This window comes from Micromonospora sp. NPDC049107, from assembly GCF_040648595.1.
Taxonomy (GTDB): Bacteria; Actinomycetota; Actinomycetes; order Mycobacteriales; family Micromonosporaceae; genus Micromonospora.
In genome coordinates this window covers 231,723-250,974 of record NZ_JBEZEC010000010.1, presented here as the reverse complement: position 1 = coordinate 250,974, position 19,252 = coordinate 231,723, and the positions used below count along the sequence as shown (strand labels likewise).

Sequence of the window (19,252 nt, the reverse complement as noted above, 5' to 3'; positions counted from 1 at the left end):
GGCTTGCAGAGTATCGAATGTTCAAAGATTTCTGAAGATTGCAAGATGTTAGGCTTCTGGTCGATCGAGCGCGGGAGGGCGCGGATGGCTTTGAGTGGTCCAGCGGAGAAGTTGGCACTGACCCTCGCCGAGGGCGGGTTGCAACGGATGACGGCGCGAGTGCTGGCGGCGTTGCTGTTCACCGAGCAGGAGACGATGACCGCTGGCGAGATCGCGGACACCCTGGCCATCAGTTCCGGCAGCGTGTCCACCGCCATCAAGTCCCTCGGAACCGTCGGGTTGATCGAGCGAGTGCCCGCTCCGGGTAGTCGCCGCGAGCACTTCCGGCTTCGTGACGGCGCGTGGGCGACCCTCATGTCCGGCCAGAACGCGATGATCGGAAGCATGCGGGAAGCCGCCGAAGAAGGCATCACGGTGGCCGGCGTGGGCAGCCTCGCCGCAACCCGCCTTACCGAGATGCGCGACTTCTACGACTACCTCTGGCGTGAACTGCCGGCGCTCATCGACAGATGGCGGGACAAGAAGGACGATCAGTAAGTCCCCACTGCGCGCCGACATGGTTAACCACGGGATCCTGGCCGGGTTTGACGTGATGACCGAGTGAGCCCACGCACGCTGGAGGGTGATCATTGCCGATATGAGCGGACCGGATCTTCGGGCGGAGCCAGAGATGCAGGGTGGGGCAGATCGGCGGTTGGCCCGGTCGGCGAACTGGGAGCGGCTCACCGCAGCGCCGTTGACGGTGTTGTCGATGGTCTTCCTCGGGGTGTACGCGGCGCCGATCCTGCGCACCGATCTGGCGCCGGCGTGGCGGGACGCCTGCGCTGTGACGTCGGTCGTCATCTGGTTGCTGTTCTGGCTCGACATGCTGGTACGCCTGAAGCTGGCCACCGACCGGCGTCGGTTCCTGCGGGGCCACCTGTTCGACCTCGTCGTGCTGGCACTACCGGTGCTGCGCCCCTTGCGCGCCGTACGGCTGATCATGGTGGTGTTGACGATCAGCCGGCGCACGGAGGTCTGGGCGCGGGGCCGACTCGCCGTCTACGTCGCCACCACCACCGTGCTGCTGGTTCTGGTGTCCGCGCTCGCGGTGTTGGATGCCGAACGGTCCGGGGCCGATCCGAACATCACGTCGTTCGACGACGCCCTCTGGTGGGCGACAGTCACCATCACCACCGTCGGGTACGGCGACCACTACCCGGTCACCTCGATGGGGCGGTTCGTCGCGCTCGGGTTGATGATCGGGGGGATCGGTCTGATCGGTTTCGTCACGGGTTCGCTAGCGACCTGGATCGTGGAGCGGGTCGCTTCAGCCTCCGAGCAGCCGGCCGCCGCGACGAGCGCGGACGTCGCGGCGCTGCGGGCGGAGATCGCGGCGCTGCGTCAGCACATCGAGGCGGCTGCGCCGAAAGGATTCTTGACCGAGCCGGACGGGCGGGCACCCGCACCGAGGCCCTCGCCATGACCGCTCGACTCCTCACCGGTGCGCCGGCTGGTCAGAAGTGTTTACCTTCCTGTGTCGGCTGCCGTCGAGCAGTCTGGCCAGACGAACGAGTCCGGCCTGGTTGGCCGCCGTGACCCGCGCAGCACACACCGCCTCCGGTTCGGTATCGCCCTCAATGACCTTCCACCGATGGAGGCGGGCACCGTATCTCGACCCCCGTGCTAGCGAGGGGTGAGGTGGGACCATGAGCCCGGCCACCGCCCGCCTGTCTGCCCTGCGCGGCTGGATGCTTGTCGCGGCCATGACCGCCCTCGCGCATCCGGCCGTCCTCCTGTTCGGCTTGGCCGTGCTCGCCGCTGTGGCGGTCTTCCGCGACTGGGTGCCGTTCGTGTGGATCGTGCTCCCGGTGCTCGCATTCAACGCGATCCCCTTGTTGACGCATCGGCCACGATTCACCGGTCACGCCGTGCGTCCGGCCGATGAGCCCGAGCTGACCACCCTGGTGCGGCAGGTTGCCGAGCGCCTCGGCTTTGGCTTTCCGCTGCTCGCGCGGATCGTGGCCGAGCCGGAGGTCGCCGTCCTGCCCACCCGAACGTCGGGGTTTCGTACCTTCACCCTCTTCCTGGGTCTGCCGCTGGTGCGCCGGCTCACCGCTGCCGAAATCGCCGCCCTCGTGGCACGCGAGTTCGCTGAAGAACAGCATGCCGGGGACCGGCGGACCCAACTGCTGCTTCGCGCGCGGGGATCCCTGGTGGCCAGCATCGAGAACCGCCTCCGGGCTCCGGCCGTCCTGGTCGAGCGGTTGCTGCGGGCGAGCCGGGCTCGGGTCTGGCCGCTGGTCTTGGCCGCGGATGCCGATGCCGCCGCGGTTGCCGGCACGCCGGCCATCCGCGGTGCTCTCGTCGAGATCGGCATCATCGATGCGGCCTTCCACGCGCTCGGCGACACCTGGACGGAGGTGCTGGGCGAGGACGGGAACTACCCGGAGGACCTGTACGAAGCACTCGACGCGGCACTCGCCGATCCGTACGTCGCGCCGCGCCTAGCCGCCGCTGCTACTGCGGCCGACGAGGACGACCCGATGGGCATCGCGATCGAGCCCCCGCTGGCCGTCCGACTCGCCGCGCTACCCGAGCACCTCGGCCTCGGCTGGGACGCGAGCTCACCGGTGCCCCTGCGGAACGCCGACACGCTGGAGCGATGGTGCGTGCGGGACCTCGTCAGCGCACACGAGGTTCCGGACGAGCCTCGACCGGTTCGTCTCCTCGACCTCGCACCAGACCGCTTCGAGGCGAGCACGCGGGAGGTCGCGTCGCGTCTCATGCAGGTGACGGGTCAGGATTCCGTACGCGCCGCGGTGGCCATCGCGGCCGACGCCGTGGCGGACAGCACGTGGGCGCAACTGGCTCGGGCGCTCGACCCGGAGACGGGAAGGCTGCCAGCGCCGATGCGGGCCGCCGCGGCACGCGCCGTTCTGGTCGGCTACGTCGGGCATGTGATCAGCGGGGCGCTCCAGGAGGCCGGGTGGCCACGTGCCAGCCGGTGGACATCGAGCGTGCTGGTCGACCCCGCCGGTGGGCTGCTCGACGTCGAGGAACTGGTGGAGTACGTCGTCGACAGCGGTGATCCGGCTCGGGTACGGCAACTGCTGCCGCGCTTCACAGCGTGGGCCGTGCGATGAATGGTCAGAGGCCGGTTCTGCGCGTCGCGCTTCTGGCGCTCGCCGCCACCATGCTCGCGTTCGCCATTGTCGGGAGCGTCCTCGGCTGGAAGGGGTACCGGTACGCCAGCGCGCAGGCACGAGCCACTGCGGTGGTCGAGGGCATCGTCGTCGAGGACGGGATCGGGGACCTCGACGACATCCGTGTCCGATGGGTGGACCAGGCGGGCCAGGAACACGTGCAGCGCTTCGGCATCTACGACACCGACCGGTACACGAAGGACCGACCGTTCCCGGTCGCGTACGACCCGGCCGAGCCCACGCCCCGTGGCTTCCCGGCCGACCCGGACGAGACCAGCAACGAGGACGATCTGACGGTTCCGATCGTGATCTCGGGCTTCGTGGCCGTATTGGTCGTGCTGACCTGGGCGCTACGTGGCATCCTGTTCCGACGAGCCGCGGGTCGGCCGAGTTCTCTCCTGGAGGCATCGGTACTCGCCGGCGACAGACCGGACGGCCCACCGATATCGGTCGGTAACAGCACCTGGATCGCCCTCGCAACGAACAGACACCGCGGTCCCGACCGCTGGCAGCGGGTCATGTGGCACCCGGTCGTGGACTCGGTGAGCGGCACCGTTCACGTCACGGTCCACGGCGACGTCTCGACAAAGCGCCGAGTGGTCATCGAGATGCCGGGCCAGGTGCGGCTGGTGCCGATTGGCCGGCTACGACATCAGCCGCCGAAGCGAGTGGTGCTGGACGAACGAGCCGACGTCAGTGACGCGCTCCGCGACCTCGTCATCCTCCCGGCCGGGGCGTCGCCGCCCCGGGCTCGACCATGGTGGTGGCGCGCGGCGGTCTTCGCCCTGGTAGGAGCAGCATTCGGCGGGATATGCGGCGTGTTGTTCCTCGGCAGCGGCACGGGCGTCCCGCTGGCCGCCGTTGTGGGCGCGGCACTGCTGATCAACGTCTGGGCATTTACCGGAGCTGAGCCTTGAATCCTGGCCCACCGCCGCCTCGATGCCGGTGAGATGAGCAGGAGGAGAAGCCCGAGGGTAGCCATCGACCCCGCAATCGTTCAGGAGCGCCCCGGCAAGCCCTCAGAAGACGGAACCGTGACCGGCATCTAACGTCCACTGACGGACAGTGGCGTGCTAATCGGTGGTGGCGAAACGTTCGACGTTGTCCAGGGTGCCGACGACGAGGATGAGGTCGCCGTAGGCGAGGACGGTCTCGGGGGTGGCGTAGGTGAAGGCGCGGGGTTTGCCGCCGGGTACCGCTGCCTGGGGTTTGACGGCCACGACGGTGACGCCCCATTTGCTGCGGAGGCGGGATTCGCGTAGTGGCAGGCCGACGATGTCCCGGGGTGGGGTGGTCTTGATGACGGCGAAGTCGGCGTCGACTTCGACGTAGTCGAGGATTCTCCCGGAGAGCAGGTGGGCGACGCGTTCGCCCATGTCGTGCTCGGGTGCGACGACGTGGTGGGCGCCGACGCGGGTGAGGATGTTGCTGTGCTGGCCGCTGATTGCTTTGGCCCAGATGTCGGGGATGCCGAGTTCGGCCAGCAGGCTGGTGGTGAGGATGCTGGCCTGGATGTCCGTGCCGATGGCCACCACGGCGCGGTGGAACTCGGCCAGGCCAAGTTGCCGCAGGGCTTCGATGTCGGTGGAGTCGGCGGTGACGACGTGTGGCAGTTGTCCGGAGAGGGCCTGGACGGCCTTCGGGCGGTGGTCGATGCCGAGAACCTCGGTTCCTCGGCTGACCAGTTCCAGGGCCAGGGCGGAGCCGAACCGGCCCAGCCCGATCACGACCACGGGTTCGGTGCGTGCCTCAGCCAACGATCGTCCTTTCCTCGGGTAACTCGAAGCGGCGGTTGCGTTCGCGCAGCGCCAGCGCCGAGGCCAGGGTTAGCGGACCGACCCGGCCGGCGAACATCAGCACCACCAGCAGCAGGTCCGCCTGCGGCGGTAGGTTTCCGGTGATGCCGGTGGACAGGCCCACGGTGGCGAACGCGGACACCGCCTCGAACAGCACCACGTCGAGCCGGTACGAGGTGATAGCCAACAGCGCGAAGGTGGCGGTGACCACCGCGCCGACCCCGAGCAGGGCGACCGCGAGCGCCTGGCGCTGGTTGCTCGCGGGGATGCTCCGCCGGCCGACGTTGACGTGGAGCTCGCCGCGCATCTCCGACCAGAGCACGAATGCCAGCAGCCCGAAGGTGCTGACCTTGATCCCGCCGGCGGTGCCGGCGCTGCCACCGCCGATGAACATCAGCACGTCGCTGGCGAGCAGGCTCTCTGGCCGCATCCCGCCGATGTCGACGCTGTTGAACCCGGCCGTGCGGGTCATGGCCGAGGCGAAGAACCCGGCCAACAGTTTCTCCCCGCCGCCGAGCGGGCCGAGGGTACGCGGGTTGGAGAACTCGGCGAGGGTGAGCACAAGGGTGCCGAGCACGAGCAGCGTACCCGTGAGGGCGAGGGTGATGCGGGTCAGCACCGACCAGAGCGCGGGGCGGCGCCAGCCTTTGAGCAGTTCGAACACGACCGGAAAGCCCAGCCCGCCCAGGATGACCGCGGCGGCGATGGGCAGGCAAATCCAGGGGTCGGTGGCGTAGCCGACGAGGCTGTCGGCGTTGGTGGAGAAGCCCGCGTTGTTGAACGCCGACACCGCGTGGAACACCCCGTCGTACAGCGCCTCGCCGAACGGCTCGTCATAGCCGGTGATGAACCGGAGCGTCAACACCACCGCGACGACGGCCTCGCTGGCGAGGCTGAACAGCACGATCCGGCGGACCACCGCGCGCACGTCGGTGAGGTCGAGGCTCTTCGTCTCCGCCTGTGCCAGGAACCGGGCCCGTAGGCCAAGTCGCCGCGACAGCAGCACGGTGAACAACGTCGCCAGCGTCATGATGCCCAGGCCGCCGGCCTGAATGAGCAGCAGGATCACCGCTTGGCCGAAGCTGGACCAGTAGCTGCCGGTGTCGACGGTGACCAGGCCGGTCACGCACACCGCCGAGGTCGCGGTAAAAACCACATCCATCAGTTCGGCGCGCTGGCCGGAACGGGTGGCCACGGGCAGCGACAACAGGCCGGTACCGACCGCCACCGCCGTGCCGAAGCCGACCGCGATGACCTGCGCGGGATGCCACAGTCGCCTACTTCGCCGCTGCCACGTCGGCACCGGGTCTAGCATCCGTCGGCCGCGCCGGTGCGCCGGGTGCCCACGCCGGCGCCCCTAGCGCGCAGGCTCGCCGGGGTCGTCTGGCTGGTCCGGATCATGAACCGCATGCTCTCACGGCCGTTCGGGACGGTCGCCCCACCCATCAGCTCACCGCGCGGACCGGTGGGCTACAGCCGCAGGTCGCGTCTCCGGTATGTCGCCAGGCCGACCAGGAGGGCCAGGGCCGCCACCGCGACCACGGCGGCCATCGCCGGCCAGTCCGGCGTCGTCGAGGGCACGGCCGCGAGATGGGTGTACGGCGAAAGCCCGCGTACCCAGCCCGGCGCGTCGACGCTGTCGGCGACGACCGTGAGCAGGAACCCACCAGCGGTCGGCACCACGCCCCACGCCACCACACCCTGCGTCGTGTGACCGAGTGTGACGACCGCTGCGGCGAGGCTGAGCAGCACGACCGGGAGGACGTTCCAGGCGCCGGCGAGCGCCGCCGGCAGTGGCAACCCGGCACCGACCAGGTTCGAGCCCAGCCATGCGGCCACTGCGGCGACGGTGACGAGGACCGCCGCGCCCGCCGTGGTGGTGAGGATCTCGGCGCCGAGCAGCCGGACGCGGGTGGTCGGCCCGGCGTGCAGCAGGGTCAGGCGGCCGCTGGTCTCCGCTGCGGCGAACGCGCCGAGACGGACGGCGGTGAACGCGCCAACCGGTATGGCGAGCAGGGCGAAGAGCGTGGCCGCGTACCCGCGGACGGTGTGCAGGCCGGCGAAGCCGGCCTGCGCCGCCAGGTCCGCGAAGCGCGGATTGTCTGCGAGGAACGTCGTCAGCGACTCGGCGAGCAGACCGATCAGCAGGAAGTACCCGCCGACCCCGGTCGACCAACCCGCCAACGACCGCAGTAGCCGTCGAACGCTGAAGGCCGTTACCGAGCCGAGCAGCCGCAGCCGTGCCGGCCGTCCGGAAGCGGGGGAGAGGAGTCCTTCCCGGACGTCCCGCCGCCGCATCAGGGCGAGCGCGCCGACGGTGAGCGCGATCGCGGTGAACCCGAGAACGGCCAGGGGCGCCAACCGGTCGTTCCGGTACGGACCGACCAATGCCAGTGGACCGTATGGTGGCAGCCAGCGCAGCCAACCGAGGACGGTGACTCCGTCGCCGACCATCCGTGTCAGTAGTCCCACCCCGAGAAACGCCAGCGTGGCTCCGGTCGCCGCGGACCTGGCCGGGAAGACCTGCGCGGCGAGGGCCGCCGCCGCGACCGCCACCGCACCGGCCAACGCCAGACCGGTGGCGTGTACGACCGCCCCCCGCACCGGCGTGCCGACCGAGGCGAGCGCCGTGGCGAGCGCCGCCCCCACAAGGATCATCGCGGCCGTCAGCACCGCGAGGTGCCGGGCGAGTAGTGCGCTGCGGCCCAATCGTCCGGCGAGCAGCAGGTCCCAGCGACCGGCTTCCTCCTCGCCCCGGGTGACGCGGGTGGTGACGAGCGCTCCCCACACCGACAACAGCACAGCAAGGACGGTTCCGGTGCGCCAGACCGTGAAACCGCCGACGGTGTCGAGGCCGACGGGCTCGCCGAACAGGGTGCGGATCGCCGGATTACCGGCCAGCGCGGCGAGGGCCTCGGCGCCGCCACCGTCGCTGATCGTCTCGGTGTAGGTGACGGCGACGAGCACCGACATGCCGACCACCACGGTGAGCACGATGGCCGTTCCACGACGTACCTGCCGGACGACCAGGCGGGTAACGGTCCCACCAGCGCTCGCGCGGACCGGCCGGGCATGCTCCGGTGCGACGATGACGGTCATCGGGACGTCTCCCCGTAGTAGCCGAGGAAGATCTCCTCCAGGCTCGGCTCCCGGACGGTGAGCGCGGTGACGTCGGTGGCGGCGAGGGCGCGCAGTGCCGGTGCCGGCGGTCCGGTCATCGTGAAGCGGAGCATGCCGCTGTCCTGAGCGACGAGTTCCACCCCGGCTACGTCGCGCAGGTCGGGTACGGAGCCGCTGAACCGGGCGGTCACCTCGGTGCGCCGCAGCCGGCGCAGTGCACTGACGCCCGCGACGTCGACGAGTCGACCACTGCGCAGGATGGCCACCCGGTCGCAGACCGCTTCGACCTCGGCGAGCTGATGCGAGCAGAGGAAGACGGTTTGCCCATTGTCCCGGGCGACCGCGACAGCACGGCGGAACTGAAGCTCCATCAGCGGGTCCAGGCCGCTGGTCGGCTCGTCGAGGACCAGCAGTGGGGCGCGGGTGGCGAACGCCGCGATCAGGGCGACCTTCTGCCGGTTACCGGTGGAATAGGCGCGAGCCGGGGTGGACAGATCGAGCGCGAAGCGTTCGACCAACTCGTCCCGGTAAGCGCGATCGACCGCCGGCCCGGTCGCGGCGAGTAGCTCCAGGGTCTCCGCGCCGGTGAGCTGCGGCCACAGCGCCACGTCGGCCGGCACGTACGCCAGCAGCCGGTGAGCCGCGGAAACGTCCCCGGCATCGGCGTCGAAGATCCAGGCCTGGCCGGCGGTGGGCCGGGCCAGTCCGAGCAGGAGCCGGATCGTGGTGGACTTCCCGGCACCGTTCGGGCCGAGGAACCCGAACACCTCGCCCGCCGGCACGTCGAGGTTCAGCTCGTCCAGGGCCAGCAGTTTGCCGTAGCGTTTGGTCAGGCGATGGGTGCGGATGGCGGACGCAGTCATACGGTCCCTCCGGTCGACGACGTTGCACGACTGCCGACCAGGCTTCCCGGCACACCGGCCATCACGGTACTCCGGTATGTCACCTCGGGGATAGGGCAGCGAATCCGGCTGGCGCTGGCCGTAGTCGCGTCTCGTGTCGGTGGCCGTTACGATCACCGGGATCCGTGGAGCGCCGGGAAGTCTGGTCGGCACCGTGCTGGTTCGCGCTCTCGGAGGGGTTTCCTTGCTGCTGCTGTGCTTCGCCGCCGTCCTGCTGGCCGCTGTGCTCGTCTCGGCACTGGCACACCGCACCATCCTGTCCACCGCGGCGCTGTTCCTGCTTGCTGGGTTTTTGCTCGGCGAGGACACCACCGGTGTGCTGCACCTGCGCGCCGACTCGCCGATCGTGGCGCAACTCGCCGAGCTGGCGCTGTTCGCGGTGCTGTTCACCGACGGGATGCGGGTCGGTTGGGCAGACCTCCGCTCGGCGTGGCGGCTGCCCGGACGCGCACTCGGTTGGGGACTACCGCTCACCCTGCCGATCACCGCGGTGCTTCCGCCGCCGACATTGGCAACTCGACCAGGGGGATTGCCAGCCCTGGGAGCCTCTCGGCCGGTCGCTGAGAGTGTCACATCCCAGCGGTAACTTCGGCGCGGTGGCCAATGGGGGAGCAAGTCGTCCGTGGCAGCACCGAAGAAGTACCCCGACGAGCTACGTCATCGCGCTCTGCGCTTGTATCGCGAGTCGTCGGACTCGAAGCGCGGGTCGAACTACACGCAAACGCTCCCGACGAAGCCGGTGCACCGGGCCGGTGGAGCTCTCGCGGGTCACAGTGATGGCATCGAGCTGCGGCTGCGCCGTCGCCTTGGGCCCGATCCCAGGTCGTGTCGCCGCCGCAGGTGCGGCGCTGGCGATTGAGGAAGCAGCCCACTGCAACAACCAAGATCAGCCGTCAATGTGACACCGCCGACCCCTGGTGCCGGAGAAGCGGGATCCCGGACCTAGGCCGAACTTCGGTGGCGGCTCCCGGTTGTCACGACGGGCCGAGGCCGTTGAGGAAGGTCTCCACGACCAGGTCGGCCGCCCGTGGGGGAGCCGTTTCGGGGAAGTGATGGGCGGCGGTCTCCACCAGTTGGTCGAGGACCGCCCGCGCCCAGGCCGGGGAGGTGTCGGGGCGAAGGTAGCCCTCATCGGAAGCGCGTTTGAGGAAGTCATTCAGTCGCTGACTCTGCTGCTGACGTCGTCTGTCGGCGGCGGGATCCGCGCGCATCATGTGGCGCGTGTCGACGGGCCAGTCACGGCTGACCGGAATGATCCCTTCCACGTAGCGGTGCAATGCGACCGCTACCGGCGCCTCCGTAAGCCGCGAGTCGTCGAGGACTCGCTCCGCCGAGTCGAGCTTGGCCTGGAAGACGGCGCTGAGCAGGGCTTCGCGATTGGCGAAGCGGCGGTGAACGGTGGTGCGGTCCACTCCCGCCGCGCTGGCTATGGCGGAGATCGAGGTGCTCGGGTCCTCCGCCAGCAGGCGGGCCCCGGTGCGCAGGACGGCAGCGAGGTTGCGGGCGGCGTCAGCTCTCATGATAGCTCCAAGCGTAACAGTGGTAGTAGATAACCTCACGATCATCCTCATAGAGGAGCTGCTCAAGTCAGTTAGTGCTACAGTCAAGTGGTGGTTAGGTGAGAATCTGCTACGCACATCTCGTGGCACAGGCAGGCTGAATCCGAGTGGGTTCAGTTCTAGACAGAAGGAGGCACCATGGCACGGACATGGCTGATCACCGGCGGTTCCCAGGGTCTCGGGAAGGCCCTGACCCTGGCGGCACTCGGGGCAGGCGATCGAGTTGCGGTGACCTCGCGCAACCCAGATTCGCTGACGGACCTGACTCGGGAGCACCCGGAGCGGCTCCTGACCCTGCCGCTGGACGTCACCTCGCCTGAGGCGTGCCGCGACGTGGTCGCGGCGGCCGTCGACAAGTTCGGCTCCCTCGACGTGGTGATCAACAATGCCGGTTACGCCGCCAGCAGTTCGGTGGAGGACTTCCCGGAGGATGAGTTCCGGGCACAGGTCGACGCAAACCTGTACGGAACCGTCAACGTGACCAGGGCGGCGCTGCCCGTCCTGCGCCGCCAGCGCGCCGGACACATCGTGCAGATCTCGTCCATCGGCGGGCGGGTCGGCGGCACCCCAGGCCTCAGCGCCTACCAGACGGCGAAATTCGGCGTCGAGGGCTTCTCCGAGGTGCTGGCGAACGAGGTCGCCCCGTTGGGCATCAAGGTGACGATCGTCGAGCCGGGCGGCATCCGTACCGGTTGGGCCGCCGGGGCCGCGACCGCCTCCGGCCAGCTCAGCAAGGGCTACGAGCAGACCGTCGGCGCGTGGTTGGAGCGGTTCGCGGCCTACGCCGGCAACGAGCCTGGTGACCCGGCCCGGATGGCAAAGGCGATCGTCGACATCCTCGACGTGCCGGAGCCCCCTCGCCGACTGCTGCTCGGCAGCGACGCCCTGGAGATCGCGTTGCAATCGGGCGACGAGCGCAACACGGAGGCCCGGACGTGGGCCGAGGTCAGTCGTTCCACGGACCACCCGGTTGAGTCCTGACCGCCAGAGCCCGGCGACCTGCGGACTGTTCGTGGCCGAGCATGCGCTCAGGCCGCTTGTCGCGGCTCGGTGTGGAGGGCGCAGCCGTGCCCCGAAATTCCGTGAAAGTGTGGGTGAGACGCAATGACAAAGACACTCTTGGTGACCGGAGCGGGCGGAGGCCTCGGTCGGCACCTGGTCGATGCCGGGCTGCAGGCCGGGCACAACGTGCTTGCGACGGATTTGACCACCGACGTCCTGCCGGTGCCCGACCAACAGCAGGACCGGTTGCGCGTACTCGCAGTCGACGTGACCTCCAGCGCTGACGCACAGACGGCGGTCCAGTACGCGGTCAGCGAGTTCGGCCGCCTCGACGTGCTGGTGAACAGCGCCGGATACCGCAGCGTCGGCTCGATTGAAGACATGCCGGAGGACGAGTTTCGCCGGATCGTCGAGATCAATTTCTTCGGTGCGGTCAACATGGTGCGGGCCGCCCTGCCGGTGTTACGCCCACAGCGCTCCGGCAGCATCGTGAACGTCTCGACGATTGGCGGCCGACGCGCCCAGGCCGGCCTGGCGGCATATCAGGCGGCCAAGTGGGCGCTGGGCGGTTTCACGGAGATCCTCGCCCGCGAGGTGGAGACGATCGGCATCCACGCCACCCTGGTCGAGCCGGGCGGCATTCGGACGCCGTGGGCGGCTGCCCCGATGTCCGTGCCGCCCATGCAGGACGAGTACGACGAGACAGTTGGCGCCTTCGTACGGACGTACCATAACAATCCGGACGTGCAGCGCGGCGATCCAGCAAAAATGGCGCGGGTAATCCTGCGGATCACGGAGGAGCCGCAGCCGCCGGCGCGGCTCCTCCTGGGCTCGGACGCGGCCTGGCTCGCGCCATTGATCGCCGAGGCCCGGGCCACGGAGGACGCCGCGTGGCGCGAGGTGAGCCAATCCACGGATCTCGACGGTCTCGGCGACTTCACCGAGACCTCGGTCGCCAAGATGGTCCGCCCCCCAACTTCCCCAATCAGCTAGGGCGCACGCCCCACCGCGCCTGACGCCCGATTTCCCTCCCCTCACTAGAAAGACGTGACTGATGATTGTTCGCGACAAGCTCTACATCGGCGGTACCTGGATGACGCCCAGCAGTTCGAAGCTGCTGGAGATCCGCTCCCCGCACGACCAGTCCGTGCTCGGCCAGGTGGCCCAGGCCGCCAACGCCGATGTGGACGCGGCTGTCGCCGCCGCCCGCACGGCGTTCGACAACGGGCCGTGGCCGCATACGATCCCGGAGGAGCGCCAAGAGGTCATCCGCCGCTACGACGCGTTACGCGCCGCGCGGGCCGACGAGATTGCGGCAGCGATCTCGGCCGAGAACGGATCGGCCGGCTGGTTCACGAAGGCCGGCCAGCCTTTCCTGACCCGGCAGGTCAACGCCTACCTCAAGGCGGCCGAGGAGTTCGGCTGGGAAGAGGTCGTCGAGCCCTCCGACCTCACGGTGGCTTTCGACACCATCGTTCGGCGCGAGGCGATCGGCGTGGTCGCCGCGGTCATCCCGTGGAACTCGCCGTTCTCCGCCGCCACCGCCAAGCTGGTCCCCGCGCTGCTGGCCGGCAACACCGTGGTACTGAAGGTCTCCCCGGAGAACTCGCTGAGCATGATGCTGCTTGCCGACCTCTGGCACGAGGCCGGCCTCCCCGATGGCGTGCTCAGCATTCTCCCGGCGGACCGGGAGACCAGCGAATACCTCGTCGCGCACCCGGACGTTGACAAGATCTCGTTCACTGGGTCGACCCGGGCCGGCCGTCGTATCGCCTCGATCGCCGGGGAGCACCTCAAGCGGGTTGGCCTGGAGTTGGGCGGCAAGTCCGCCGCCATCATCCTGGCCGACGCCGACCTGCCCGCCGTGATGCAGGGGCTGCGCTTCGGTTCCCTGGGCAACAACGGCGAGGCCTGCATCCTGCAGACCCGGATCCTGGCGCCGCGCAGCCGCTACGACGAGGTCGTCGCGGCGCTGAAGGAGATGGTGGAGTCGCTGAAGGTCGGAGATCCGTCAGAGCCGGACACCTTCGTCGGCCCGATGATCCGGCCGGACCAGCAGCACCGCGTGATCGACTACATCAAGCTGGGTATCGCGGAAGGCGCCCGCCTGGTGACCGGTGGCCCCGAGGTGCCCCAGGGCCTGGAGCAGGGCAACTACGTCACCCCGACCGTTTTCGCCGATGTCACCAACAACATGCGCATCGCGCAGGAGGAGATTTTCGGCCCGGTCCTGGCCGTGATCGCCTACGACGACGAGGACGAGGCAGTGCGGATAGCCAACGACTCCGACTACGGTCTCTCCGGCGGAATCTGGACGACGAGCCCCGAGCGGGCACTGGACATGGCCCGCCGACTGCGCACCGGCACTGTCACATTGAACGGCTCGCCGATTAGCTTCGATGGCCCGTTCGGCGGCTACAAGGCCAGCGGCCTCGGTCGCGAGTACGGCCAGGTCGGCCTGACCGGCTACATCGAGCACAAGACGGTCACCCGCCTGCGGTGACAGCCGACGGCGGGCTTTGAATCGCTGGTGCGCCCCGGTCCCCGCCGGCCGCATCCGTGGCGCTCACCACCTGCGCCCCCGCTCGGCCGCAGGCAAGGTGCCCCAACTCCTCGCGACTTTCGTCGGGCAGGTAATCCAGTGCCAGGCCCCGGAGGAGATAGCCCAGCGGCGGCGCGCAGGTCTCCTTCGAGGATTAGCCTCGGTCTTTCACTAGAGTGGGAATCCATAGCTGCTGTTCGATGAAGTTGGTTGGCGTTTCTGTTGCCGCTTTGTTGGCATGCTGAGGGCCCGGCGCGGGGCCTGGCCGACCTCGTCCGCGACGCCGACCTCGCCACCATCCTCGAAAGCCGACTCAACGAAGCATGGGTCTGCGACCGCAACGGCGCCTACTCCAGTGCCGTCATCATGCTCGGCAGCCTCCTCGAAGGCGTTCTCCTCGACGCCGTCAAGGCCCGCCTGCCTGGCTCGAGCGAACCGCTCAAGCTAATCGCCACGGCATCTATAAACTTCTCAACGCGCCACTCAATGGGGACGCGTCTTTGAAACAGGGCGTGAGCTGGTACGTTAAGCGCATGAACACCCACGCTAAGCGTGGATGCTCTAAATAGATTATGATCCGCGCAGGTTGACCTGCGCGGATCTTTCTGTTGTTGGTGTGCAGTGCTCCTGGTGGCAGACGATGGTGATCTTCCTGCTGCGCAGGAGCGTGACCAGGTCGTGTGGAGTCTGGATCCCGCTGGGGAGGCGGGGATGGTCGGCGAAAGCCCTTCCGGCCGCAGGGTCAGATTCATGTCATCGACCACGACGAACTCCGCATGGCTCGCCCTGGTGTGGGTGAAGCCGAGGACCTCGTCACCCACTGCGATGCCACGAACCTGGGGGCCGGCCTCTGCCACGACGCCGGCCAGATCGCTGCCCTGCCTAGAGCGGAACCTCGCCAGCCACCGCCCATGCCGCGCCCTGCGGATCATCACCTCGCCGGGTTGGATCGCAGCCGCGCGGACCTTGACCAGCAGCTACCCGGGGCCGGGGGTCGGTCGCCTCACCTCATCCATCCGCAGGGCATCGATCCCGCCGTACTCGTGGAATCGCACCGCCTTCATCGCGTGATCACCGCTCCTCGCCGTTCGGACAAGCTCTGGCGGTCGCACCTCGGGTGGTCACGCCGTGTCATGCGGTGCTCTCGGTGCCGCTCAGCGACTGTCGGGTCCTGCGAAGAAGTCGCGGAGTGCATCGGCCACCAGGTCGGGGGCGGTCATGGTCGCGAAGTGGGACTGGCGTGACCAGATGACCCGGCGCGCTGTGGGGATAGCCGCGGCCAGCTCGTTCATGGTGGTAGGCGTCGGCCCCCAGGTGTCGGCGCCCTGCATCAGCAGCGTCGGGACGGTGATCGACGACCAGCGGGCTGTGCCTGTGCTGTCGTCGGTAAGCGCTTCGAGGTCGTGCAGCCATCCGATCGCCGAACGCCGGGCCTCGGCCGGGTCAGGTCGTTTGTCGCCTGGGGCGGCCGCGAAGGCCGCGGCGATTGCGGGTGGCCCCCGGGTCACGTCGTTGAGCACGGTAGACATCTCACCCGCGTCCTCCCGCTCGAGGGCCGCCTGATAGCGGTCGAGCAGTGGCGCGATCGACTGTCCGGCCGCGAACAGCGGCGGCCCGAAGACGGCCAGCGATTGCAGCCGGCTCTGCTCGGCTGCCGCCATGTGCAGCGCCAGCGTGGCTCCGTACGAGCCGCCGACCAGGTGCACCGGTCGCCCGATCGTCTCGACCACGGCCAGCAGGTCGGCGACGTCGTCCTTGAACGACTTGCGGCCTTCCGGGACGTCGCTGGGACCATATCCGCGTCGGGCCGGCATCCACAGCTCGTACGACCCAGCGAGCCGCGCGGCGACCGAAGCCCACGAGTGCAGGCCGCCGCCCGAGCCGTGCAGGAGGACCACGGGGTCGCCTGCACCTGCCCGCCGGACCAGTAGCCTGGTGCCGTCCGCCGATCGGATCTCCTCGTCGTTGCTGTTCATCGTTGCTCTCCTTCTGTCGTTTCCCAGTTCGAGAGCGCGGTGTGGATGGCGCACAGGACACCGCGCCAGGACACGTCGAGGTCTCGGGGATGCCCGAACCCCTCGGCCGTCTCGAGCGCCGCGAACCCGCGGAGCGTGCTCCGCACGAATCGGATGGCGTCGGTCAGGTAGGGCTCCTTGAGGCCGTACCCCCGCAGAGTCGCGTAACTCAGCTCAATCATCCGTAGGTGCCCGACCGGGCACTTGCCTATTTCGGCTGGGAGTTGGAGCTGGGTCGCCGCGTACTGCCCAGGCTGGGCCACCGCGAACGCCCGGTAGGCGTCGGCGAAACCGATCAGGATCTGACGCCCGGAGTGGCCGGCTACGGCGAGCGCGAGACGGTCGCCGAACGCCGCCGCGGCCAGCACCGCGACCTTGTGCAGCAACGCCTCGCGGCTGCGAACGTGCCCGTAGAGGCTGGCGTCGGCAACCCCGAAATGACGGGCGACGGCCGCGACCGTGAGGCGTTCCAGGCCCAGCGTGTCGGCCAGCTCGGCCGCGGCCTCGGAGACGCGCTCAGTCGTCAGACCCTGTCCCCTGCGAGAGCTCCGCGACCGCGATGCCGCGAAGGGGAACCGACATGAGCCGCACCAACGCCCAGATTGAGGCCATGTTCAAACCGGCGCGCTGCAGGCGCTGCCGCAGCGGCGTGTACGACGTCGGCCCCGTGCCCGTCACCGAACGCTACACGGATCGCACAATGTGGAAGACACCGTGCGGCGATGCCACTTGGACGATTACGGCGAGAAGGGATGGAAGTCGTTCCAGGACTACCGGGCCATCGAAGGAGCCGCGTCGACCCGGGCGACCTGACGCCGTTCCGGGGGTCAAAGATCGGAACGATCGTCGCCGCCGGTTGCGCCGGTACGCAGCTGCTCGGTCTGCCGGGGGTTGGGCCGGCGGGATCGCCCCCTTCGGCCGTTGGCCCGAGCCTTGCGGGCCGAACCGCAGACGTCCGCACCTGACCAGCCACAACCGCAGTCACCAACCCGACAGTTTGTAGCCCGGCGAACAAGATCCAACCAACATCAACAAGTTAGCAACCACGTGGGGAGCAGTCCTTGACCGACCCGTACCACACCCAGCAGCCGCAGCATTCCAACCAGCAGGAGGGCACCGGCTACCCGCCGCAGCAGTACCAGCCCGGCCAGGTCGGCGCCCATGAACCCGGGTTCGGCTATCCCGGGCAGGCCGTGCCGCCGCAGCCGGCCAAGTCGAGCCGTAAGCCGCTCATCGTCGCCGCGCTCGCGCTCGCCGCCGTTCTCGTGCTCGGCGTCGGCGGCTACGCCGTCTACGACGGGTTCATTCGCGAGGACTCGGGGATCGCCGCCTGCAAGGCGATGGCCGACGGCAAGCAGATGGACGGCAAACCGAAGTCGGCGGATGACGACAAGTTGACGGAGGCCGAGTACCGGGAAGCGCGGAAGATTTTCGAGGATTCGCGGAAGCCGAAGATCCGGGAGCACGGGACGGCGCTGATCGACATTCTGTGGCAAGTGCAGGGCATGGAGGACGGCGGGGGTGCGTTGGCGCTGATCGGGCCGATGGGGACGCACGTGTCGGGGTTGCAGACGGCGTGCGCTGACGAGGGGTACATCGTGAAGCTCGACTAGCTGATTTTCGTGGTGGCCGGTCGTCTGGTCTCGGTGGTAGGGGCGGCCGGCTCCTTCGTTTCGTCCGAGCAAGGCCATGGGGAACGTGGTCAGGACGCGATCATGCTGAGGTCGACGGAGTCAGCCAGGGCACTCATCCCAGCGTCGGTGAGCAGAGGCGGCGCGACCCCACGGCCTGCCGGCCCTTGCACTGGCTGTCGGGCGTGGTGGTCGCGGCTTACGCCGTACCCACGCTGGCAGGTGGACTGACCTCGCATCAAACGCCTTATGGACGCTGCTGATCGTCTATCGGTCGGTCGAAGTCGATGCGGTGGTCGTACAGCCAGGCAAACGCCTCAGGGGTGCTGAATTTCCTCACGAACAGGGGGAACGTCACGTCGCGCAGGACTCGACTCACGCCGGTGGCCGCCTTGCTGCGGTTGACCTGCTTGGCTCCCGCCAGCACCTTGCTGACTCGGTCGGCGCGCAACCGTTGGTACGCGTGGAACGCCGCAGGCGGATCGTCTCGATCTCGCAGACAGCGGGCCAGTTGCACGGCGTCCTCGAAGGCCATCGACGCGCCTTGGCCGGAGCTGGGTGAGCTCACATGTGCGGCGTCACCGATCAGGACGACGCGTCCGCGGTGCCACCGCTTCGGGGCATCCATGTCGTGCATGGGAAACCACGTGTAGTCCGGCGGTGTCGCGCGGATGAGCTGCGCGGCCGGCGACCTGTCCCCGGCGAAGACTTGCAGCAATCGCTGTTGCCATTGCGCGCCGGAAGTCGCGGCAAGGTCGGCTGCGGTGGGTTCGTCGGCCCGGGGCAGATTGGCGAACCACCAGACGCTGCCGTCCGGACTGGCCATGGAGGCGAAGAACGCCCGCCTGCCGAAGACCATATTCATCACACCGGGATCGGACTGCGGTGTGGCGATGCGGGTGATCCCGCCCGTGCCGACGAGCCCTACGTATCGGGGTTGTGGTGCGTGCGGGTCGACAAAGTGCCGGGTCGTCGAGCCGATGCCGTCGGCGCCGATGAGCAGGTCGCCGACAGCTTCCGTGCCGTCGGTGAAAACTGCGGCGACCCGGTCACCGCGTTGTCCGATGTGGGCCAGGCGCTTGCCGTGGTGGATGGGCACGCCACGGCGGAGGGCCTCCTGACGCAGCGCGGCGTACAGGTCGTAGCGGCCGATGACGATGGGGAGTGTCCCGTCGGGCAGTGGAGTGCCGGTGTGTCCTTCGCCAAGGCATCTGCCGTTGCCGAGCCACATGACGCCGCGGGGTACGGGAAATCCGGCGTCGCGGACGACTGTGTGCGCGTCGAGGGTGCGTAGCGCGTCGAGACCGTTGAGGGAGATGCCCATGCTGGCACCCACGTCGTGAGCCGCGGTGGCGTACGCCTCGTAGACGCTGGCGTCGACTCCGACTTTTTGGAGTGCGATGGCGGCGGTGAGACCCGCGACACCGCCGCCGATGATCAGTGCGTGAGCCATGCCATCTCGTTCCTGTTCTAGGCTTTCGACGGGGTGTCATCCCACTC

General features: G+C 68.7%; 17 protein-coding genes and 3 pseudogenes. 10 read left to right on the top strand and 10 right to left on the bottom strand.

Features of this window, described 5'->3' with window-relative positions; translation table 11 throughout:
• The first annotated feature begins 84 nt into the window (after positions 1-84).
• The 4 genes from AB0B55_RS24885 (at position 85) to AB0B55_RS24870 (ending at position 4,102) form a co-directional block, all read left to right on the top strand.
• Positions 85-537, top strand: coding sequence for a MarR family transcriptional regulator (locus AB0B55_RS24885; RefSeq protein WP_357128484.1), 453 nt, complete (start codon positions 85-87; stop codon positions 535-537).
• A 133-nt stretch (positions 538-670) separates the two neighbouring features.
• The gene (locus AB0B55_RS24880) at positions 671-1,465 is read left to right on the top strand and encodes a potassium channel family protein (protein ID WP_357128487.1); all 795 of its coding nucleotides are present in this window, start codon (positions 671-673) and stop codon (positions 1,463-1,465) included.
• Between the two features lie 223 nt (positions 1,466-1,688).
• Entirely contained in the window at positions 1,689-3,125 is a 1,437-nt protein-coding gene (locus tag AB0B55_RS24875) for a hypothetical protein (protein WP_357174161.1), read from the top strand.
• The gene (locus AB0B55_RS24870) at positions 3,122-4,102 is read left to right on the top strand and encodes a hypothetical protein (RefSeq protein WP_357174158.1); all 981 of its coding nucleotides are present in this window, start codon (positions 3,122-3,124) and stop codon (positions 4,100-4,102) included. The genes AB0B55_RS24875 and AB0B55_RS24870 overlap by 4 nt, the downstream gene beginning before the upstream one ends.
• 156 nt (positions 4,103-4,258) lie before the next feature.
• On the opposite strand, the gene AB0B55_RS24865 is transcribed toward AB0B55_RS24870, so the two are convergent.
• From AB0B55_RS24865 to AB0B55_RS24850, 4 genes are all read right to left on the bottom strand, one after another.
• A complete protein-coding gene (locus AB0B55_RS24865; protein WP_357128496.1) occupies positions 4,259-4,942 on the bottom strand; it encodes a TrkA family potassium uptake protein in 684 nt (227 codons plus the stop codon).
• The gene (locus AB0B55_RS24860; RefSeq protein WP_357128499.1) at positions 4,935-6,284 is read right to left on the bottom strand and encodes a potassium transporter TrkG; all 1,350 of its coding nucleotides are present in this window, start codon (positions 6,282-6,284) and stop codon (positions 4,935-4,937) included. Before AB0B55_RS24860 ends, AB0B55_RS24865 begins: the two co-directional genes overlap by 8 nt.
• A 167-nt stretch (positions 6,285-6,451) precedes the next feature.
• Complete coding sequence (locus AB0B55_RS24855) at positions 6,452-8,080, bottom strand: hypothetical protein (protein WP_357174156.1); 1,629 nt, start codon at positions 8,078-8,080, stop codon at positions 6,452-6,454.
• Positions 8,077-8,964: an ABC transporter ATP-binding protein gene (locus AB0B55_RS24850; RefSeq protein WP_357128505.1), complete on the bottom strand. Its 888-nt coding sequence runs from the start codon at positions 8,962-8,964 to the stop codon at positions 8,077-8,079. The genes AB0B55_RS24855 and AB0B55_RS24850 overlap by 4 nt, the downstream gene beginning before the upstream one ends.
• A 223-nt stretch (positions 8,965-9,187) precedes the next feature.
• On the opposite strand from AB0B55_RS24850, the pseudogene AB0B55_RS24845 reads away from it, so the two are divergent.
• A pseudogene (locus AB0B55_RS24845) lies at positions 9,188-9,499 on the top strand (cation:proton antiporter); the annotation flags it as partial.
• 478 nt (positions 9,500-9,977) lie between these two features.
• Here the strand turns inward: AB0B55_RS24845 and AB0B55_RS24840 are convergent.
• The gene (locus AB0B55_RS24840) at positions 9,978-10,523 is read right to left on the bottom strand and encodes a helix-turn-helix domain-containing protein (protein WP_357128508.1); all 546 of its coding nucleotides are present in this window, start codon (positions 10,521-10,523) and stop codon (positions 9,978-9,980) included.
• A 177-nt stretch (positions 10,524-10,700) separates the two neighbouring features.
• Between AB0B55_RS24840 and AB0B55_RS24835 the strand changes: the two genes are divergently transcribed.
• From AB0B55_RS24835 to AB0B55_RS24820, 4 genes are all read left to right on the top strand, one after another.
• On the top strand, positions 10,701-11,543 hold the full coding sequence (locus AB0B55_RS24835; protein WP_357128511.1) for an oxidoreductase: 843 nt from the start codon (positions 10,701-10,703) through the stop codon (positions 11,541-11,543).
• Positions 11,544-11,684: 141 nt separating this feature from the next.
• Entirely contained in the window at positions 11,685-12,557 is an 873-nt protein-coding gene (locus AB0B55_RS24830) for an SDR family NAD(P)-dependent oxidoreductase (RefSeq protein WP_357128514.1), read from the top strand.
• 61 nt (positions 12,558-12,618) lie between these two features.
• The gene (locus tag AB0B55_RS24825; RefSeq protein WP_357174153.1) at positions 12,619-14,067 is read left to right on the top strand and encodes an aldehyde dehydrogenase; all 1,449 of its coding nucleotides are present in this window, start codon (positions 12,619-12,621) and stop codon (positions 14,065-14,067) included.
• Positions 14,068-14,316: 249 nt separating this feature from the next.
• Complete coding sequence (locus AB0B55_RS24820) at positions 14,317-14,610, top strand: hypothetical protein (protein ID WP_357128517.1); 294 nt, start codon at positions 14,317-14,319, stop codon at positions 14,608-14,610.
• Between the two features lie 266 nt (positions 14,611-14,876).
• Here the strand turns inward: AB0B55_RS24820 and AB0B55_RS24815 are convergent.
• From AB0B55_RS24815 to AB0B55_RS24800, 4 genes and pseudogenes are all read right to left on the bottom strand, one after another.
• A pseudogene (locus AB0B55_RS24815) lies at positions 14,877-15,080 on the bottom strand (alcohol dehydrogenase catalytic domain-containing protein); the annotation flags it as partial.
• A gap of 180 nt (positions 15,081-15,260) precedes the next feature.
• Positions 15,261-16,082: an alpha/beta hydrolase gene (locus AB0B55_RS24810; RefSeq protein ID WP_357174150.1), complete on the bottom strand. Its 822-nt coding sequence runs from the start codon at positions 16,080-16,082 to the stop codon at positions 15,261-15,263.
• On the bottom strand, positions 16,079-16,507 hold the full coding sequence (locus tag AB0B55_RS24805; protein WP_357174147.1) for a TetR-like C-terminal domain-containing protein: 429 nt from the start codon (positions 16,505-16,507) through the stop codon (positions 16,079-16,081). The genes AB0B55_RS24810 and AB0B55_RS24805 overlap by 4 nt, the downstream gene beginning before the upstream one ends.
• Positions 16,508-16,648 (bottom strand): annotated as a pseudogene (locus AB0B55_RS24800) (TetR family transcriptional regulator); the annotation flags it as partial. It lies immediately after the preceding gene.
• 534 nt (positions 16,649-17,182) lie between these two features.
• Between AB0B55_RS24800 and AB0B55_RS24795 the strand changes: the two are divergent.
• Positions 17,183-17,734 (top strand): hypothetical protein, encoded by a 552-nt coding sequence (locus AB0B55_RS24795; RefSeq protein WP_357128532.1) that lies wholly within the window; start codon positions 17,183-17,185, stop codon positions 17,732-17,734.
• 265 nt (positions 17,735-17,999) lie between these two features.
• On the opposite strand, the gene AB0B55_RS24790 is transcribed toward AB0B55_RS24795, so the two are convergent.
• The gene (locus tag AB0B55_RS24790; protein WP_357174144.1) at positions 18,000-19,205 is read right to left on the bottom strand and encodes an FAD-dependent monooxygenase; all 1,206 of its coding nucleotides are present in this window, start codon (positions 19,203-19,205) and stop codon (positions 18,000-18,002) included.
• Positions 19,206-19,252 lie beyond the last annotated feature (47 nt).

What these genes read in the sequence shown, in the direction of transcription:
- AB0B55_RS24885 (WP_357128484.1), top strand. Translation starts at nt 85, where the DNA reads ATGGCTTTGAGTGGTCCAGCGGAGAAGTTGGCACTGACCCTCGCCGAG.
- AB0B55_RS24880 (WP_357128487.1), top strand. Translation starts at nt 671, where the DNA reads ATGCAGGGTGGGGCAGATCGGCGGTTGGCCCGGTCGGCGAACTGGGAG.
- AB0B55_RS24875 (WP_357174161.1), top strand. Translation starts at nt 1,689, where the DNA reads ATGAGCCCGGCCACCGCCCGCCTGTCTGCCCTGCGCGGCTGGATGCTT.
- AB0B55_RS24870 (WP_357174158.1), top strand. Translation starts at nt 3,122, where the DNA reads ATGAATGGTCAGAGGCCGGTTCTGCGCGTCGCGCTTCTGGCGCTCGCC.
- AB0B55_RS24855 (WP_357174156.1), bottom strand. Translation starts at nt 8,080, where the DNA reads ATGACCGTCATCGTCGCACCGGAGCATGCCCGGCCGGTCCGCGCGAGC.
- AB0B55_RS24850 (WP_357128505.1), bottom strand. Translation starts at nt 8,964, where the DNA reads ATGACTGCGTCCGCCATCCGCACCCATCGCCTGACCAAACGCTACGGC.
- AB0B55_RS24840 (WP_357128508.1), bottom strand. Translation starts at nt 10,523, where the DNA reads ATGAGAGCTGACGCCGCCCGCAACCTCGCTGCCGTCCTGCGCACCGGG.
- AB0B55_RS24835 (WP_357128511.1), top strand. Translation starts at nt 10,701, where the DNA reads ATGGCACGGACATGGCTGATCACCGGCGGTTCCCAGGGTCTCGGGAAG.
- AB0B55_RS24825 (WP_357174153.1), top strand. Translation starts at nt 12,619, where the DNA reads ATGATTGTTCGCGACAAGCTCTACATCGGCGGTACCTGGATGACGCCC.
- AB0B55_RS24810 (WP_357174150.1), bottom strand. Translation starts at nt 16,082, where the DNA reads ATGAACAGCAACGACGAGGAGATCCGATCGGCGGACGGCACCAGGCTA.
- AB0B55_RS24790 (WP_357174144.1), bottom strand. Translation starts at nt 19,205, where the DNA reads ATGGCTCACGCACTGATCATCGGCGGCGGTGTCGCGGGTCTCACCGCC.